This is a genomic window from Halococcus sp. AFM35, assembly GCF_051195015.1.
Lineage (GTDB): Archaea > Halobacteriota > Halobacteria > Halobacteriales > Halococcaceae > Halococcus.
In genome coordinates, this window is the sequence record NZ_JBNTJU010000021.1 from 1 (window position 1) to 17,174 (window position 17,174).

The window sequence follows — 17,174 nt, forward strand, 5'->3', positions numbered from 1 at the left end:
GGGAACCGCTATTCGATATCACTACCTACTGCTCGCTGACCAGTCAGCGAGCGTAGAGAAGAGTTGCCAAGTCGAGAGTCCAATGTAAAGAGAGAGTCGCTCAACGTGCCGCGAGCGTCCCCAACTACAGGCGGCATATCTGGACAAGCGAGTTCGTTGAGCGCGCTAGGCCTCAAAGACGAAAACGGATAGAGAGCCTCGATCTGATTAGGCTACTCACCTTCGCTCTTCGAGGAACTCGCGTGTCAGAGCAGCGACCTCGGAGCGGAACACCTGCATCTCCACGTTCGTATCGCCATGATGCAGTTGTTTGTGCTCTTCACGAACGATATCTTCAAGCACACGCTCGTAGAGTCTCTCGAACGTCACAGACTGGTGACGATCATCGAGTTTGGCTGTGAGTTTTTCGAACCGGCGTCGAGTAGCATATTTCGCAGCCAGTTCCTCTGCTGATGCATCGACTGGAACCGTTTCATCGACCTCTCGAAACACGGGGTGAAGCAACTTCGCACGGTGGCCTCGCTTGTTCCAGATGATGACACCCTCGGCGGGACCGTCATACCAGTTAGACTGCGGGACTATGTACGAATCAAGGTCAAAATGTCGGGCGCGACACTCCTTCTCGAAGGCGTTTACGGTTTCGAGGCCGAGACGGCCGAAAATCTGTTCGGCAGTATCAAACGGATAGAATGCTCCCGCCTCGGCTGACCAGACGCCGAACCCCAGAAACGAGGGCGTACGTTCCCAGTCATAGCTGATCGTATGGTGGTGCATCGCTTCTCCGAAGAAGACGACATCCTCTACGGTGTCGACGGCATTCCGCAGCGCTTCACGATTGAGATTCTCTCGAATGTGTCGGACGGCGTGCTGGTACGGAGCAGGAATAGCGTCCGGATCCTCATAGATGCGGCTCCGATCGCCAAACAAGATCAGTCCCGATTGCTGGAGTTGAAAGCGAAAATTCGCTCCATCAAGCTTCTCGAGGAGCCACAAGTGGCCCTCTTCGAAGAGTCCGTCAGGAGCATTGGCAACTCGTGGAATCGACGGGAATTTCTTCATCTGCGATGGTTCATTGGTGTCAAGCGACAGCTGGATCCGAATCTACAGTGCGCACAGATTTACTCGTTTGGCATATCGATGTTCCGAATCGAGTTCCTCTACCATCTCGGCAACCACATCACGCCAGCCAGCTCGGGGGACTCGTCGGTGCCAAGTATCCCCACACTTAGAGTGAATGAACGTGCTCCCGCAAATTGGGCACTCAACTCGCGTACTCTTCGGCGAGATTGAATTGACGTGAGGAGATATAGACGAAGAGTCGAGAGTCGTTAATGTCCCACCTCAAGCTCGGTGCCGATTTGCATATCTTCGAGTTTGTCGCTGACAGTGTCGAGTTTCTCGTCAAGGTCTGCAACGAACTCGCTTGCTTGGTCGGTTGCGATTGCACCGTTATTCGTCGGTTCGATCAGCTGTTCTTCTTCAAGCACCCGCAGCGAGTAGCGCACTTCGTGGTGTTCGTAGCCTGTTTCGTTCGACATCTTCACAATGCCGATGGGTTCGTTCTCAAGAACCAGCTCTAACACTTGGAAGTGCCGTGATAGCATATCGACCTCTCGTTCCAGTCTATCTATCATAATGCACAATATCACGTATTGATGAGGGTTAACTCTTATTGCCGTCTTTTGACTCTCTGACCGTGGTGAAGTCTGTCCCTGAATCCCCTGCTTCGCTCACCTAGTCTCCGCAATCATCCATCTCAGCCGCTTTCTGCCGACGTCTCGAACGAACTCGCCGGCGAGAATTCAGTCAGTTCTTCGATCTCCTGCTCCAAGCGTTCGACTTCCTGACGCAAGACATCCGCTTCGGGATCGTCGCTGACCGCCAGCCGGTCTTTCAATCCCTGCAGGCGTGTCTCCTTGCGCTGTTCATCCACCTCAGCTTTGCGCACGTACTCGCTCTCGCTCACATCGTACACGTCCTCCTCGGAGACTGGGACGACATCCAGCGCTTCCTCGACCTTGCTCCGGTCGACGCCGAGCAACTGCTCGCGATCGATACCTGTCTCTTCGAACGCGTCGAGCACTTCTTCGTCATCCTTGAGCGAGCGGTTCCGTCGCGTCGTTCGCTGGACCGACCCATACTGGCCGTGCAGCGGCCGGTCGTGCCCGACCCGCTCCAAGAGAACGTCGGTCACGTCCTTGCGCAGGTCGTTGGCATTGCGCTGGACATCCGACAACAAGGTGTAGAGGTTTACCAGCACGGGCGTCTCGACGTCGTCGAGGGCACTCATGTCCTCGCGTTCGAGCGCGTCGATCAACAGCAGCATGTCCGAATAGACGTCGATCTCGGGCTCCTCGCGTTGGCTGTCCTGTTCGCTGTCTCCGCCTGCGTCCATCGACAAGTGCGGTGCATCGTCCAGCACGGCGCTTTCATCGGCTTCGTCGAGTTCGATTAGCTTGCTCTCGCGCTCGTCGAGCACGTAGCGCGGGTGAAGTGCGAGCACCGCCGCGTACGGTTCGGCTTTCGGCGGCAGCCGGGAGAGCTCGAAACTATCGATAGCCTCGCGTGTATGCTCGGTGAGCGCTTCGAACTGCTCGCGTTGCAGCGGCTGCGAGTCACCCGAATCGACGTCTTCGATGATGATACGCTGGTCCTGGACGTCGGTGATGCGGAATCGTTTCGAAGCCAACGGCGTGATCAGCGTCGCCTCGTCGGGCAGGTCCTCACAGCGTTCGATTAGCGTGCCCCACGTCGCGCCGAACGGAATCGCCATGCTCGCGTTCAGAGAGCGGACGTGAAAAACACTCGTGGGCCACACACCGCATTTTGAACGGGAGTCACCATGTCCAGCCTCCTACCAAGGGGGTGGGACCAGAGTGACAGCCGGTGCTTCAGTCCTCAGTCGGCGTGATCCGAACATGCTCTTCAACGTAATAGACATACCCGCGACTCTGCAGCACGTCAAGCGCTGCTTCGGCGTCGGCTTCGTCGAAGCCCTCGGCGTCAGCGATCACTGCTTTGGCTTCGTCGTTGGGGAGTTCTTCGCCGGTTCCGCCAGCCGCTTCGGTCACCACGGAGAGCGCGTCATCAGCGAACGGCGGTATCCGCCGCCCTTTATCCATACGTATGCTTCAAACCGCCCGTATATGAATCTGTATCAGCCAATTAAGCGTCAGAGCTCGTCGAGATGCTCGATACCCTCTTTCGAGACGTTCGCTTCGGTGATCGTCTCGGGCATCCAGTCGGGTTTGTCCTCGGGTGCGTCGCCGCGCCACGCCCATCCTTCGTAGATGTGGAGTTTCTGCGTTCCTTTCTCTCGGAGACGGAGTTGGCTGCGTGGTGCCTGATCTTCGCTCTCTGCCGGGTCGAACTGCCGAGCAGCCTTCAGCGCTGCTTGGCGCGGCGTGCTCCCGGTGAACACGCTTGTCTCCTCGCCGGTTTCCTCTCGGAGCGTGAAGTTTCGCTTGTCGCTTGCCATGAGTTCCTCACGCGAACACCACACTGCTATGTGATAAATGTACTCCTGTCAAGCGATTTCCCACGACAAATAGCCGCTCTCTGCGGCCGAATAATGGCTAGCGATCTACAGAAGTATCCGAGTCATCCTGCACTCGCGTGAACGCAAAATTCTCCCGAGCGTTGGTGATCTCGACAGTCACTTCATCGTCAGGGCGCGCTCCGGGAACGAACAGTACGTATCCGCGCTCAACTTTCGCTATCCCATCGCCTTGCTCGCCCAGCGATTCGATGGTCACCTCGCGGACGTCACCGCTCGATACCGGTGGCGTCGAAGACGATGACGCCCCTGCTGTCGCCGGCGCTTCAGCCGGCTGACTCTCGCTTCTGGGCTGGGGCTCGTCCAAGATCACCACGCGATAGGTCTCGCCGGCTGAAACCGTTCCCACGTCGAGTTCCTCTCGCGGTATCTCGATGCTGTAAGAGCCTTCATCCTCTTCGACCGAAGCGCTGAACAGACACTCCAGCCGGTCAGGGATCTCGACCATTAGACGCTCTCTGTACCAGCAGCGTTCAGTACCGCTCTTGACGAGCAACCTCTCAAAGAGCGAGCAGTGCGAAGAGAAACGCTACTCATGGGCTTTCAAGCCTCGGCTTCAGCAGCCACGTACTGCTCTTCCCACTCGCGGCGGGCCTCAATCTCGCGGTGGCCACGCTGGGTGACCTCGTAGGAGTTCGTTCGGCGGTCGATCTGGCCCTTCTCAATTAGTCCCTTCTCGACGAGCGTGTCGAGATTCGGGTAGAGACGTCCATGGAGGACTTCTGTCTCGTAGTACTGGTCAAGTTCGTCTTTAATTGCAAGTCCGTGCGGTTCGTCCTGTTCGGCTGCAACGTACAGCAGATCGCGCTGGAAGCCAGTCAGATCGTACATATCCCAAAGGTGGTTATTCTATCAGTAAAATATATCGATATACGGATATCGAATGAGCCATCCAGACGGATTCACTCTTCGAAACCCTCGGGAAATTGCGTGCTAGAAGGGTTGTTCCTCCGACTCCACTCACAGACCAACTCTAAAAGAATCGGTTGCTGTTGAGTCAGAGCGAGCCGATGCATTTCGTTGTGCGGGCTTTCGCAGGTAAGGAAAGGTGAACGGTATCACTACCCCTCAGCTACTCTATTCAGCACCTTCTCGCCACCTTCAATCAGCGCCTCGATGTATTCGTACGCTTCGAGAGTGTCTTGCTATCCTGCTTTGATAGTCCTTCAGCGAGACGCGTTGGCAACGATTTCTACAATTTCTAAAATGCCCACAAATTCTAGGCTGTGTCGGCCGACTAGTTGTCCTCTCGGACATCATGAATTCTTGCAGCGATCTCGTCAACATGCTCAGTAAGGACGTGGATCATCGCATCGTGGAACTCCCGACCAGTCACATTCCGAACGTCGTGCTCCTGGCGGAGTATCGACTCAACCTCGAACTCTGCATCTTCGAACGACTTGAGGGTCTCCTCGCGGACATAGATACTCTTTGGAGTGGTTGCATCGAATCCGAAAGCTGGCCCCCCTTCAGACTCCTCCTCAGAGGGGTCATCCGCTCCATCGGTAGCGTCTGGTTCGTCACTAGATTCAAGTGTTTCCTTATCTACGCTCGGCTGAGCAGAGCCTTTCTCCTCAAGTTCCTCGCCAATGCCTGCAAAACGGTTTTCGTCAGCCATCGCCCTCGATCACCCCTCCATCTTCTACAATCTTCGCCAGTTCATCGAACCGCACGAGCATATCATTGTCAGAATCGTATTCTCGAAGTGTTTTGCCTTCTCGCCATGCACGGCTGAATGCAATTCGGTGGCGAATACCTGGACCAGGGGTCATTGCATCGTCGAATAGATCTGAACGTGCGAACGACGGGAGGTACTGGCTGAACGGAGAGTTCTCCAAGTCCTCGATGATACGTCGTTCCTCGTTGTTTCCTTGGAGGTCGTTCGGAACGATTGCCAGCAGGTCCAGATCGACCTCTTCTCGAATAGGCTGAATCTGGTACTCCCACATTCGTTCGAAGCCACTAATACTGGGCTCGCTCATTAGCAGTGGCACTGTGACATTCCGGGCACCGATGAGCGCCGCGTCGGATAGGGGGCCGAGACTCGGAGGCGAATCAATGATGATGTACTCATACTCATCTTCCAATAGAGGTTCAACGATTCGGCGACGCACCCACAACATACCGAACGTCGAATTCCGTACCTTGTCCTCGACGTCATCGAGGTTGACGTGAGCAGGAAGCACATCGAAGCCCTCACGAGATCGAATGACTGCCTGCACATCCAGCGGATCATCCTCGGTAAGCACGTCCCCGATGTTCGGGTCCCCTTCCTCGTAGACGTCTCTGAATCCGACTCCTTCGGTAGCGTTCCCCTGCTGATCGAGATCGGCAAGGAGCACATCGTGACCGCGGGCACCAAGCGTGTCTGCCAGATTGATTGCGATCGTTGTCTTGCCGACTCCACCTTTTTGGAGCGAGACACTTATCGCACGCGCCATTTACTCGCCACCTCCACAGTTTACAATTTGTGGAATTTTTGGAAATCGTGCCATGTTTGAGGTGTTTAAGATGTACACGATTCGCACAATGTTTCCGTGCCGGTTAAGCACTAGGACTATTGTCTGACGCGCGTCAGCCAACATTCTCGAAGACGAGAATCCCAATTACACATTCTACGAACCCTGAGAATCGTACAAATTCTACGATTTCCACAATTTCTAAACCATCTAAGAATTGGAAACCGTCTCGATAATTCGCTGGCACAGATTCCAAGGTGAGGCAGTCATGAACTCAAAACATATTTACTGAAGTAGCGTAAATATATACCTAGCATGGCGAGCTTCGGTCCTACTCCAACGGACGAAATGCTTGACGAAGAGTTGGAGTCATGGGCTCAAACCCACGATACAAGACACCGAATCAAACAAGTGACAGCTGGGATTCGAGAACCTAAACCAGTGTCATACATCGCAGAGCGCGCGCAATGCTCGCCAAAGACAGCACGCAAACACCTCGAAGAACTCGTTGGCGAGCGGATCATTTCGAAAACCGATGACCCGCAAGGGGCTCGGTATCGTCGGAATGACGAGTACTTCGCGTGGCGACGCGCACATCAATTGTCGGTCGAGCACTCCGAAGCGGAACTGCTCGACCAGCTCGGTGAGTTGGAGGACCGAGAAGAAGCGTATCAGAACCGTTTCAATGCCGAGTTGCCAGCCAATGTCGAATTCCCGCCGGAAAACGCCACTCACGACGAGATTCACGAAATCTGGGAGGCACTAACCTCCTGGGAGACTCTGCGTAACGATATCCAGCGCTACCGGGAAGCACTCCGATTGGCCCGCAAGCGGAGTGACGAGGCGCTGTCGGCCGATTGAGGATCGTTGGATGGCACACGGAGCAACCGGGCCGATCGACGACAACGTCATCGAGACTATCCAGCAGTTGGCATCGACCCATCGGTTCGTCCATCGGGTATACCTGAACGATGACCCGGGTGGACGACGGGAGTTGTACATCGAGCTTGATCCGGATCACTACCCGGGAGCGATAGAAACGGTGACCCTACAGGTGCGGTGGTACAAGACTGACGACTACATGTTCCACTACCGCGAAGTCTGGGAGAGCGACGAGTGGCAGTGTCGCTGGGATCGACACCCACACCCCCATAATGCCACCCGTGAGCATTTCCACGAGCCGCCGACCGCCGCTGACGATCCGATCACCGATCCTATGGGGAGAGTCGAACCTCACTACGTGTTCGCACGCACGATGGCGAACATAAGCGAGCGTGTCGAACAGCTCTGGGAGAACGAATCGTCATAGCTCACTCTATAAACCCAGTTCAGCTGAGCGAAGCCCTTTCCAGTGACCAGCGATGGGGCCCTCGGCCAGTACTGAGGTGTGCACGAAACGACCGCGTCCTCCTTGTCTCAGCCGAACCGCAGGATCGCTTGGAGTGTCTGGCCTCGCGCACATGTTTGGGGAACTTGCAGCGATAGCGAGTTCCTCACAATCTCTCGCGGCCGGTGGTATCTAATCCTACGACTGGATTGAGATAGTCGTCCTCGTGGAACACAGGCTGATTTCGGACGGTCAGAGCGCGGCGTGCGGCCGCGAAAGCGAGGAGCATGCCGTTCTCGATGCGAGTGCGGGTCTGTCGGTCGGCGCTCCCCATTGCCGCTCGCAGCGCCTCGTGAGCGGTGGCTATCCGTGGTATCCCACTCAGAACCGAATGCCTGCACGCTTGCGAGAGCGGTCGCCAGCGCGTCGGTGTCGCCGACGCTCTCTTTTGGCTTTCTACCTTATGTAACATCTCTCTTGGCTATGGGTGCGATAGTTACATAAGGAAAGGCCAAGTACCGGAGAGCCAGCAGAGCAAATTATTCGTTGTCGATGTACTCGGAGGTGAGCGTACCGTCGTCCTTGCGATAGTACCGGTACTTGTACGGGCCGTGTTTCTCGCCGTCGGTCATGCACTTGCAGCTCTCGTCGCCACAGGTCACTTTCTCCATCACCACCGTCCCTGTTCTCTCAGCACTCTCGTCGTCAATCGGCTCGGCCGCCTCGGGCAGATCGTCCTCGCCGACTGGCCGCTGTTTCCACTCGATCAGTTCGTCGATGAACTCGCGGGCGTCCGAAAGCGCCTCGACATCCTGCTTGGGCAGGCCCTCGGCGAGGTATTTCGGCAGCGACGGTGGCGCTGTCGGCGGGGTCTCTGCTGGCATGGTCTTGCCTTATGTAACAGCTGCCACTGTATAAGGCTGCTGTTTGTTACATAAGGCAGGACGCGTCGGACGGCCGAATGCGCCGCTGGGCCGATCACGACGGAGGTTCTGCCCGGCATGGACTCGGGGCCGATAGAACGAAGTGCCGAGCGTCGGTGTACTCCACCATGTCTGAATGTTTGAATTGTGGCGCGTTCGTCACCGAACGGTACGTGCGAGTGTTCGCTCCGACCGGCATGGAGGCGGTGCGAGTCTGTCCCGAATGTCCGGATATGCTTCGAGAGGGTAACGAGGTGCGCGAAGCGAAATCCTCCCGGCAGTAACTGGGAACTGATTACCTGCATCGATCCAGACAACGAGCGCCGAAGCGACCGTTGCAGGAAGCGAGGCTCATCTTTTGAGAGGTTGATTGGCAGAGATAGTCGAAATCTCGTGTTGCAGGTCGTTGTCTTGTTGAAATCGGCCTGCAAGATAGAGAGCGTGTATCTTGCACATCGTCCGCGCTCATCGGTGAGGGTACAGAATCAGCATTCCCCTCCTTGACACGCAACCGGATGTGTGTGAGTCACGCTACTCTCCTTGCCACCATAGAATTTTGCCGGTGGAGCGACAAAGAGAGATATACTGTCGTCACCAATGTCGTACCACCGAAACTACTGTACCGAATGTGACTGGAGCGCCAGTCGTGAGCACCACACCTGCCGCGAGGTCGCTAGCCAGGCAATGAATCACTTCATGCGAACTCACCACACCATCGAGAGCGAAACCGTTTCAGAGCACTCACCGCCCTGAATGCCTCTCAGTGCCATCCTCTCTGTGGTAAGTTACGTTCTGCACTCCCTACACCGTCCCTCAGTGAGGTAAACGGCGAGTACCGACTCTCCGCACTCGCTACACGTTTCAATCGCCCCGTCATCTGAATCTATAGTATCAGTCATTTGTTGAGAATTTGGTGGCTATCAATCCCTCGTATGCCCGCCGGAGCCGCTCGGACAGTGCCTGATGAGAAATACCGAGTTCATCTGCCACGTCGTCTGCATGAGCACCTCGGGGAATATCGTAATAATGCATCTCGAACGCTGTGAGCAGCGCTTCCCGTTGGTCGTCAGTTAATCCTAACCGCATCGAATCCTCGCCACCGTTAAAGGATCCAATGTTTTCACACGTGGTGTTACATCCGAGCTCGTTTAGAATCTCGTCCGCCTGTTTGATTCCCTTCCGGTCGGGGGCCAGCACTCGGAGCTTCCATACGCCGTCGCTCCCGTGTAGCGAGAGCAGCGTCACGTCCGCGGCAGTGAGTTGCTGGATCAGACGATGGGGCCGTCCCTTCCACGTCACCCGGCATGCAATCCCGTCGGAACGCTCGCTGAAACAGTCCACTGCCGCGACGGCTGGATCGTCTCGAAGGAGGGTAGGATCAATCTCCTCACTCTCCTCGGTTCGGATGACCACCAGCGCGTGATCGGCGGGATTAGCGACCGTAGCCTCGCACTCGATACGCACGTTAGGGATCCGTTCGAACAGACGAGCGAAGGCGAACCGGTCAGCCGGTAGCTGGAAACGAGCGGTGCTCGCCGAGCCAGTCAACGATGGTAGTTGTGGCGTCGGCGAGCGCCCCGCCGAGATCTGTTCAACCATTGTTACGCGGGGCATTCGCTTCTCGGATTTCAGCGCCCGATCGGAGCTTGTCCTCGCAGTTCGGACACACCCGTACACCGTGTATCTCGGGCGGGGCGAACACCCGGGCATATTGGTCAGTGACGAACTCCCCGCAGTTGTTGCATTCTGGCATAACTTGTCCCATACCTGGGGCCTATGATAGGTAGAATCTCCCGTTCCATCCGTGCAGCCTTTATATCGATTCGAGCCAGCGAAAGAGAGGCTAGTTCTCTCCCTTCGCTTGCGTTGCCGGCATTACGCTTCGGGAGCGCGCAACAGATTGCTGAAAACACTCTGCTGAGCGCGCCGGAGGCGTCGAGAGAATGCCGGCCGGCTAATATCCACCATCTCGGCGAGTTCGGTCGCGGAGTGCTCGCGCGGGGTTGCGAAATACCCGTGTTCGAGCGCGAGATCGAGCGCTTCGCGCTGTTTGTCAGTCACACCGACGAGTGCTCGTGAATTTCCTGTGTCTGTATCGGGGTTGTGTACCATCCGCTGGACGCTGATGTCGATACCAGCGTCGAAGCAGGCAGTCTGGAACGCCGAGAGTTCGCTCTGGCCGAACGCACGAAGCCGAAAGTACCACTCTTCGCCGTGGTTGGTAGTAGCTTCCTCGACGAGAACGTCGTGGTCGTGAAGCGCGTCGAGAAACCCGTCGACCTCGTCGGACCACTCGATACGATAGAGAGCGGCGTCAACTCGCCCATCGAGGTTGTTGAGGGATGCGACGGCAGGATGCTCGCGAGCGTGCTGTTCGAATTGTTCGGTATCGCCGTCGCGTTTTTTCCAGAAATAGGGGATGAACTCGCCGTCGACGGGCACGAACTGGGTGAGTTCGAGGCGCGTCTCTGTCGCAGCCAAGGCCTGCCCGAAAGTGATCTCGGCGGCTTCGACGCTGAAACTCGCGATGACGGTCATCGCCGGGACCACCGTGAGTGTGGGGACGGAATGATCGTATGGCTGTACTCCGGGCTGTCGTCTGCGGCGGGTGAGGGTGACATGGTGGTGTCCGTCGGTTCGACGGTCCCACATTCGATGAAGCAAGTGACCACCCGGATCAACCCACGCGGCACCGACGACGGGGCCATCAGGCCCCAAATGGGCGTGCTGCCCGACAGGGGTGAGTGTTCCTGTTGGATGTGATTCCGTGGGGGCACTCAGGGACTCACCGCTGAAACGTCTTGTGATGGATTCAGGGATGGATTTCGTCCATCTTTGTTTTGCACCCGGAACGTCCGAACCCGCTGGCTCACCTACACAGCCCAAAGGCTGCGGCGGATAAGCATGATTTACAACTTGTAGAGAACCGACCTCTCGCAGCTGAGTGTAGCTTCAACGGTGAACATACCAGTTTATCTCTTCTGAGCGCGTATCTACCAGAATGGGTGCGAAGAAACACGTTGTTGATCTCTCTGATGAAGACCGCAAAACGCTGGAATGGTTCATCTCGACCGGTGAACGAAAGTCCGAGGACAACACGCGAGCACGGATTCTCCTGAAGGCCAATGACGGGCTCACTGATTCCACAATCAGTGAGCACGTCGGCTGTCATCGGAAAACCGTCTACAATACCCGAAAACGCTACGCCAAACAAGGGCTCGCGGCGATTCATCGCCGCAAGCCCGACCGTGAGTACGAACGTAAACTCGACGGGAACGCCGAGGCTCACCTCATCCGACTCGCTTGCAGCCAACCTCCCGAGGGACAAGCTCGTTGGACACTGCATCTCCTTGCCGATGAACTCGTCACCCTCGACGAGATCGACTTCGAGTCGATCTCTCACGAAACCGTGAGACAGCGTCTAAAAAAACACCCTGAAACCGCATCTCTCTGATTACTGGGCGATTCCACCCGAACAGGACGCTGACTTCGTCTACTATATGGAGGACGTTCTCGATCTTTACCACGAACCCTACGACGAGAATCGTCCGGTCGTCTGTTTCGACGAGACCAGTAAGGCGCTTCGTGGCCACAAACGCGACCCGCTCCCGGCAGAACCGGGAGCGGTCGCACGCGTAGATACTCACTATGAACGCAACGGCAAGATGCGCATCCATCTCGCCACGGAACCATTGACCGGCTGGGTAAACGTCGAAATCACCGACAGGCGACGCACCACCGAGTGGATTGATCGGATGGTCGAACTCGCAGATGTCCACTACCCGGATGCTGACTGCATCCGGGTCGTGGTTGATCAGCTCAATACGCACAATCCAGCCGGCTTCTATCAGTTCTTTCCACCCGACAAGGCTCAAGCGTATCTCGATCAATTCGAGTTTCACTACACACCAAAGCACGGGAGTTGGCTGAATATGGCTGAAATCGAGATCGGCGTTCTCAAACGCCAGTGTCTCGACCGCCGCATCCATCACGCAGCGACTCTCCGGTCGGAGGTCGCTGCGTGGCAAACAGATCGTAACGTTGCTGATCGACTCATCGACTGGCAGTTCACCACCGACGACGCGCGAATCAAGCTACGCCAACTCTACCCGATTCCGCTCGAAGAAAGCTCGCAAGTTCAGGATTGAAGCTACACTGAGGGGGTTAAGCGTTGGGAAGAGTGCTGTCCTACTTCTTCACATCAAATCACCCCATTGAGCGTAGACGATGTGCAAGATACGCGCCCTGTATCTTGCAAGCCATTTCTGACAGCCACCGGAGAGCATACAAAGCAGAATATGGATTCGGTTGCTACTCCGTAGAGCTGTTCGTCCCGCCGAGAGATACCTGTTCGCCACCCCGATCTGTCCGACCGTAACCGATCTCGACCGAGGGGAGAGCGTCGGGACCGTCCTCCATGACATCACCATCGGGGGCTGACGCCGAATGTTCGATGTCGACGAGTCCGTAGTGACTCTCGATGAACCCGCGCCACCGTTCCAGCGCTGGCAGTGTTGCAAATACCTCATCTACATCGACGAACCCAGCAAACAGCTCGTATTCAGGATCGCAACCGAGGTCAAGCGCGATTTCGTACAGGATGTCGTCCCAACGAGAAGGCAGCGTAACCCCGTTCTCGTCGGTCTCGGCAGTACGTGGTGTATCGACGCCGGCGAGCGGCGACCACCACGGGATGATCCACGCTCGCCACTTCTTGTGGCCGCCCTCACCTACTGATTCGACCACCCCGAGTGCCGCCAGTTCCTCGATATTGCGGCTGTAGGAGCGCTCGGAGATACCCGCCCGATCGATGATTTCCGAGGCTCCAAGCGGTTCGTCAGCGACCAGTAGCGCCTTCAGCGCTTTCTGCATCGTCGGCGGCAGGGACGGAACGAGCCGTTCGGCCGGCAGTTTGGTGAGACCAGCCGCGAGGTCACTCGACGTGAGCGATTGCGTCGGTGATTGAGCTTTCCCCAACGAGAGCAGCGCTTCGGCCAGTGCATACGGCGAGCACCGACCCGGCTCGTCGCCGAGTGTCGCTGCCGCCAGACGGACGAGTTTGCGGCGCTCGTCGGTATCGAGAGCCGCGAAGCCCTTTCGCTCGGCATGGCGGTCGATGACCCGCCGCAGCGCTCCGTACGAATTGCCCTCGACAACCGGAATTGCAAGACTGACGCCGCGCTCGATGCCCTCCTGGATGGTTTCACGAACGTCGGTGACCTTCGAGGCGATGGCCCGCTGTACGTCGTCGCGGAACGTCGAGGCGGTCGGTCCCGAAATCACCCATGACGCTGTGAGGTCTGCCGCTGCGTCGGCGTCGAACTCGACGCTCATCCGGTGTTTGAGCTTGTCCACTCGGTCCTCGTAGAGCATCCGATAGACCGAGTGAATCCCGTAGGAGGCATTCTTGGGGACGGTATGCTTGAAGAAGTCGAGGAAGTCCTGATACCGACGTTCGCCGGCCCGCAGTTTCTTCGTGTCGGGAACCCGGACGTGGATCGTGACATCTACCCCGACCGCCCGGTAGAGATGCGTCGCCGAGGCGAGCAGTCCGTGAGCATCCCGACAGAGGTCACTCCACTCGGTCGCATCGGCGTCTTCGACCTCCGCGAGTTTTGAGAGCAACAGCCGGCGAATCTCGCCGAAGCGCTCACGGAGACCGTCGTATTCCTGTTCGTCCTCACCGAACCAGCCGATCTGAGCACCCAGTCGAAGTACGTCTTTGGTCGCGTCATCGAGCGCACCGTCGTACAGCTCTTCGAGGTCGTCGCCAACCGCCGACGGTGAGAGTACCTTCGAGAACATCTTCTGGCTGAGTAAGGTCGATGTGATGCGAACCAGCGTGTGGAGGGGGCCACCCCACTGGACGACAGCCTGCGCATGGTCCTCGAAACAGGAGACGTAGCTCACCTTTCCGTTCTCGAACGGCTTGACGGGTTCGTCAACGAGGGTGACGCCCTCGGTACGACGCCCAGCGAGGAGCCGTTCGTGCATCTCCCATGCGTCGAGGCGACCGTCAGGACCGTCGAGCCATTGCACAAAGCCAGCTTCGGATGCTTCACCGGTTGCAGCGAGCCAATCCTCGGCGGTCGGAGCACTTGCAGGCAGAGAGTGCTCCGAAGACGAGGGCGAAGACGAAGGCGAAGATGAAGACGAGGAAGGTGAGGAGGACGCCCCCGCACCGCCGCGACCGCCACCGCTACCGCAACCGCCGGCGGTTGGGGGGCTCTCTTCGCGGTCTGACCAACACACTACACCTGTTGAACCGTGTCGGGTGCCAGTAAGACGGCCATCGAAGCGGGTTTGTTCAGGGTGGAAAACGCGGTATTCCGGGCCGATAAGCTCCTGTGCCGCCGTTCCAGTGTCTGTGAGCGAGACGCGGTTGTATTTCGGCCGAGCATCGATGTCGACGAGGTCGTGCTCATCGTCGAACTCGCGTACGTAGCGGTCGATAGCCCCCTCGGAAAGGTCAATTTCGGAGTCAGCCTTGAGATCGCGCACCTCTCGCTCGCCATCCGGGTCAAGCGCCGCGAGCAGCCGCAGACGGCCACCGCCGGGGGCGAATTCCCCGATAGCATTCCATGCCCCCGAGAGCGAACTCTCGCTCGTCTCGGTGGGGGCTGGTTCCCGGTTGACATCCCCGGAGTCAGTAAGGTGTTCGTCGTACCACTCCGGGTGGGTGCGTTCGAGATGGGCGTCGAGTCGCGGCGAGCAGATGAACCGGATATTGATCACTTCGGCGAGCAGCGCGAGTGCGTCGAGAGCGCGGGCGGCCGTCCGCTCGTCATCGACCTCCTCCCATGCCGGGCCATCGAGGCTGAGGACCATCGTTGGAGTTCTGTCGCCGGCGTCGAGCAGTGGGACGAATGTCTCACCGAGAGCGTTGAGGCCGGTCGGCGCTCCCGGTAAGTCGCGCGTGCCGAGTTCGAGTATCTCGTCGCGGGCGTACTCATAGATGTCGCGCTTGCGATCACTCAGCTCGTCGGGGTCGACCTCGTAGTATGAAATGGCGAACTTCGCAAGAGCGTCGTTGAACGGATGCGCGGGCGTGTCTGCGCTTGGTGCGGTCCCAACGCCGTGGGTATCGAAAAGGTCGGCCGCGAACCGATACGGCCGTTCGTCGCGGAGGGTTCGGCGGTCGTATTCAAAAGCGAGTTCGCGCGCGGTCTGGGTAATCATCGGGAGGAGCGCGTCGAGAACATCGGGAAGCCACTCGGTGAATCGCGGACCAACCTGACGCACGAGGGGCGTATCGAGCGTAAGCTGGCCGCTGCTGCCGGGCGGAACGAGCGAAATGCCCGCTTCCGAACTTGAGGGCTGACTAGCCGCGCCGCTATCGGTGGCTGGTGTTCGCTGACTCATGGGGGAGCCCCGCCGTTCCAGCGCTGACGGACGGGAGAGCCGTCGTACCGACGACCAACAGCCGTTTGCGGCCTTCGACGTAGCCGAGAGCAACGGCTAACGAAGGAGCAAACTATATGGTCGTCGGCCGTGAGAGAACAGGTAACGGTCAACCGGTGTGGAAATCGGCGACCGCGCCTGTCCAAAGCGGGGCGAAGGAAGTGGGATTCCTCGCCCCGTTTTCTCTTGGCGCTTTGGGTTCCTAGCTTATGCCATAGTCCGACAGGGAGGCGCGTGATAAAGATATCGTCCTCTCTCACACGAATGGCATCCCTGTGGACGGGTTTCGGGAGGTGCTCGGCGCTCATCGCGACCCTCCGAGCATTTCATCGAGGCGAATGGGGACCGCTATCGGCTGGTCGGTTGCCGTATGGAGGGGGACCGCGATCCATTTTCCATTCCTTTGTGTCCGCTGGTCGGCGAGATCGCCGTAGCTTGCGACCAGGTAGACGTCGTGCTGGTCGCAGTAGCGGCCGAGTGCTGGCACCGTCTCGCGGTCGGGGCGTGGTTCACCAATCGCAGCCGTCGGGATCTCGTATTCGCCGAGGCTTTCGGTGAGGTCCGGAGCCTCTTCGTAGCCGTCAATGGCGACACAGCGCGGACAGCAGAGCGCGCCGTCGGCTTCGCGCTCGACGGGAACGCGAACGTCGGTCATCGCTTGCTACTGTCACCATCGCGGCCAGTTTCGCGCTCAGCATCGGAGCTGGAGTCAGCATCAGTCGCTTCGACGGGTTTCAGGCCCTCTATCACTCTCGCGAGAACGTCGCCATGACAGGCGGGTTCAGTCTCGCGAGCGTGTCGGCAGTAGCAGGCGAGACGCTGGCCTTTCAGCTGGGCGAGTGCGGCCCCGAAGGCAGGATCATCATCGAGACGATTGAGAACGTCGGCGCGATAGAGAGCAATTGACTGCTCTCGGGTATAGTCGCCACCCCCCGATTCAGTTTTGTACGGATTGCCGAGCCAGCCTGTCTCGTCGATGTCGGTGTTATTGAGATGGGCATCGCCGCCGTCGCCGCGTCCAATGTAGACGTCGTGGGGTTCGCTGCGGTGGACGACGCGGGTTGCTGGTTCGGGGACATCACCTCCGAACTGTTCCCAGTCTGACTGGCAGTCGGGTTCGTTCGGAGTCATACGCGCACCTCCCGACCCTCGGCGGGCGAATTGGAATGCTCGCGATGGCGATAGCGGACGGCTTCTTTCGCGCGGCGCATCCGCGCTTGTACTCGCCGAGCGGAGTCGCGGTCGCTACAGTGGTCGGCTGGCTGTACGTCCTCGTGTCGATGGGTGTGTGCTCTGTGACGTGCGGCCATATTCTATGGCCCGTGATTGGAGTGCTGACGGCCGGGAAAGCCGTCATACCCACGGCTAACGCTACTCGTTGCCGAGTTGGCTGCCCAACGTGAGACAGCAACGCCTCTGCGCGTAGGGCGAAACCTATATGTTCCGTGGGCCGCGAAGGAAAGGTGTACCAAACCTCCTCGTCGGCACTGATTCGTTAGCTCCTGCTT

The 17,174-nt window shown here is 57.9% G+C and carries 20 protein-coding genes and 1 pseudogene; 4 read left to right on the forward strand and 17 right to left on the reverse strand.

The genetic code is table 11. The features are described from left to right. Positions 1-216: 216 nt before the first annotated feature. From ACQUQO_RS13935 to ACQUQO_RS13975, 9 genes are all read right to left on the reverse strand, one after another. Complete coding sequence (locus ACQUQO_RS13935; RefSeq protein ID WP_435078644.1) at positions 217-1,059, reverse strand: RNA ligase family protein; 843 nt, start codon at positions 1,057-1,059, stop codon at positions 217-219. Positions 1,060-1,328: 269 nt separating this feature from the next. Beyond that, positions 1,329-1,634, reverse strand: a complete 306-nt coding sequence (locus ACQUQO_RS13940; protein ID WP_435078646.1) for a hypothetical protein — start codon at positions 1,632-1,634, stop codon at positions 1,329-1,331. A gap of 122 nt (positions 1,635-1,756) precedes the next feature. After that, positions 1,757-2,773 (reverse strand): hypothetical protein, encoded by a 1,017-nt coding sequence (locus ACQUQO_RS13945; RefSeq protein ID WP_435078648.1) that lies wholly within the window; start codon positions 2,771-2,773, stop codon positions 1,757-1,759. A 118-nt stretch (positions 2,774-2,891) separates the two neighbouring features. Beyond that, positions 2,892-3,122 (reverse strand): hypothetical protein, encoded by a 231-nt coding sequence (locus tag ACQUQO_RS13950; RefSeq protein WP_435078649.1) that lies wholly within the window; start codon positions 3,120-3,122, stop codon positions 2,892-2,894. A gap of 50 nt (positions 3,123-3,172) precedes the next feature. Continuing rightward, positions 3,173-3,478, reverse strand: coding sequence for a non-histone chromosomal MC1 family protein (locus tag ACQUQO_RS13955; RefSeq protein WP_435078651.1), 306 nt, complete (start codon positions 3,476-3,478; stop codon positions 3,173-3,175). Between the two features lie 97 nt (positions 3,479-3,575). Next, the gene (locus ACQUQO_RS13960) at positions 3,576-4,004 is read right to left on the reverse strand and encodes a TRAM domain-containing protein (RefSeq protein WP_435078653.1); all 429 of its coding nucleotides are present in this window, start codon (positions 4,002-4,004) and stop codon (positions 3,576-3,578) included. A 95-nt stretch (positions 4,005-4,099) separates the two neighbouring features. After that, the gene (locus ACQUQO_RS13965; protein ID WP_435078654.1) at positions 4,100-4,387 is read right to left on the reverse strand and encodes a helix-turn-helix transcriptional regulator; all 288 of its coding nucleotides are present in this window, start codon (positions 4,385-4,387) and stop codon (positions 4,100-4,102) included. Between the two features lie 406 nt (positions 4,388-4,793). Continuing rightward, the gene (locus ACQUQO_RS13970) at positions 4,794-5,174 is read right to left on the reverse strand and encodes a hypothetical protein (protein ID WP_435078656.1); all 381 of its coding nucleotides are present in this window, start codon (positions 5,172-5,174) and stop codon (positions 4,794-4,796) included. Then, the gene (locus ACQUQO_RS13975; RefSeq protein ID WP_435078658.1) at positions 5,167-5,997 is read right to left on the reverse strand and encodes a ParA family protein; all 831 of its coding nucleotides are present in this window, start codon (positions 5,995-5,997) and stop codon (positions 5,167-5,169) included. The genes ACQUQO_RS13970 and ACQUQO_RS13975 overlap by 8 nt, the downstream gene beginning before the upstream one ends. 333 nt (positions 5,998-6,330) lie before the next feature. Here ACQUQO_RS13975 and ACQUQO_RS13980 point away from each other — a divergent pair, with 333 nt between their 5' ends. After that, positions 6,331-6,876: a winged helix-turn-helix domain-containing protein gene (locus ACQUQO_RS13980; RefSeq protein WP_435078660.1), complete on the forward strand. Its 546-nt coding sequence runs from the start codon at positions 6,331-6,333 to the stop codon at positions 6,874-6,876. 10 nt (positions 6,877-6,886) lie between these two features. Then, entirely contained in the window at positions 6,887-7,324 is a 438-nt protein-coding gene (locus tag ACQUQO_RS13985) for a hypothetical protein (protein ID WP_435078662.1), read from the forward strand. 184 nt (positions 7,325-7,508) lie between these two features. On the opposite strand, the gene ACQUQO_RS13990 is transcribed toward ACQUQO_RS13985, so the two are convergent. Both ACQUQO_RS13990 and ACQUQO_RS13995 read right to left on the reverse strand, forming a co-directional pair. Next, a complete protein-coding gene (locus tag ACQUQO_RS13990) occupies positions 7,509-7,676 on the reverse strand; it encodes a hypothetical protein (protein WP_435078663.1) in 168 nt (55 codons plus the stop codon). 205 nt (positions 7,677-7,881) lie between these two features. Continuing rightward, a complete protein-coding gene (locus tag ACQUQO_RS13995) occupies positions 7,882-8,226 on the reverse strand; it encodes a DUF6788 family protein (RefSeq protein ID WP_435078665.1) in 345 nt (114 codons plus the stop codon). 167 nt (positions 8,227-8,393) lie between these two features. Here ACQUQO_RS13995 and ACQUQO_RS14000 point away from each other — a divergent pair, with 167 nt between their 5' ends. Then, entirely contained in the window at positions 8,394-8,549 is a 156-nt protein-coding gene (locus tag ACQUQO_RS14000; RefSeq protein ID WP_435078667.1) for a DUF7563 family protein, read from the forward strand. A 607-nt stretch (positions 8,550-9,156) separates the two neighbouring features. Here the strand turns inward: ACQUQO_RS14000 and ACQUQO_RS14005 are convergent. The 3 genes from ACQUQO_RS14005 to ACQUQO_RS14015 all read right to left on the reverse strand — a co-directional run bounded on the left by ACQUQO_RS14005 (position 9,157) and on the right by ACQUQO_RS14015 (position 10,803). After that, entirely contained in the window at positions 9,157-9,864 is a 708-nt protein-coding gene (locus ACQUQO_RS14005) for a helix-turn-helix domain-containing protein (protein WP_435078669.1), read from the reverse strand. Continuing rightward, the gene (locus ACQUQO_RS14010) at positions 9,857-10,018 is read right to left on the reverse strand and encodes a DUF7563 family protein (RefSeq protein WP_435078718.1); all 162 of its coding nucleotides are present in this window, start codon (positions 10,016-10,018) and stop codon (positions 9,857-9,859) included. The genes ACQUQO_RS14005 and ACQUQO_RS14010 overlap by 8 nt, the downstream gene beginning before the upstream one ends. 122 nt (positions 10,019-10,140) lie before the next feature. Then, positions 10,141-10,803: a helix-turn-helix domain-containing protein gene (locus tag ACQUQO_RS14015; RefSeq protein WP_435078671.1), complete on the reverse strand. Its 663-nt coding sequence runs from the start codon at positions 10,801-10,803 to the stop codon at positions 10,141-10,143. Positions 10,804-11,266: 463 nt separating this feature from the next. Between ACQUQO_RS14015 and ACQUQO_RS14020 the strand changes: the two are divergent. Then, a pseudogene (locus tag ACQUQO_RS14020) lies at positions 11,267-12,413 on the forward strand (IS630 family transposase). A gap of 163 nt (positions 12,414-12,576) precedes the next feature. Here the strand turns inward: ACQUQO_RS14020 and ACQUQO_RS14025 are convergent. The 3 genes from ACQUQO_RS14025 to ACQUQO_RS14035 form a co-directional block, all read right to left on the reverse strand. Further along, entirely contained in the window at positions 12,577-15,627 is a 3,051-nt protein-coding gene (locus ACQUQO_RS14025) for a plasmid replication protein RepH (RefSeq protein ID WP_435078673.1), read from the reverse strand. Between the two features lie 343 nt (positions 15,628-15,970). Continuing rightward, positions 15,971-16,321 carry a hypothetical protein gene (locus ACQUQO_RS14030; protein ID WP_435078674.1) on the reverse strand — a complete coding sequence of 117 codons (351 nt, stop codon included), beginning with the start codon at positions 16,319-16,321 and terminating at the stop codon, positions 15,971-15,973. Next, positions 16,318-16,797 carry a DUF4326 domain-containing protein gene (locus ACQUQO_RS14035; protein WP_435078676.1) on the reverse strand — a complete coding sequence of 160 codons (480 nt, stop codon included), beginning with the start codon at positions 16,795-16,797 and terminating at the stop codon, positions 16,318-16,320. The genes ACQUQO_RS14030 and ACQUQO_RS14035 overlap by 4 nt, the downstream gene beginning before the upstream one ends. Positions 16,798-17,174: the final 377 nt, after the last annotated feature.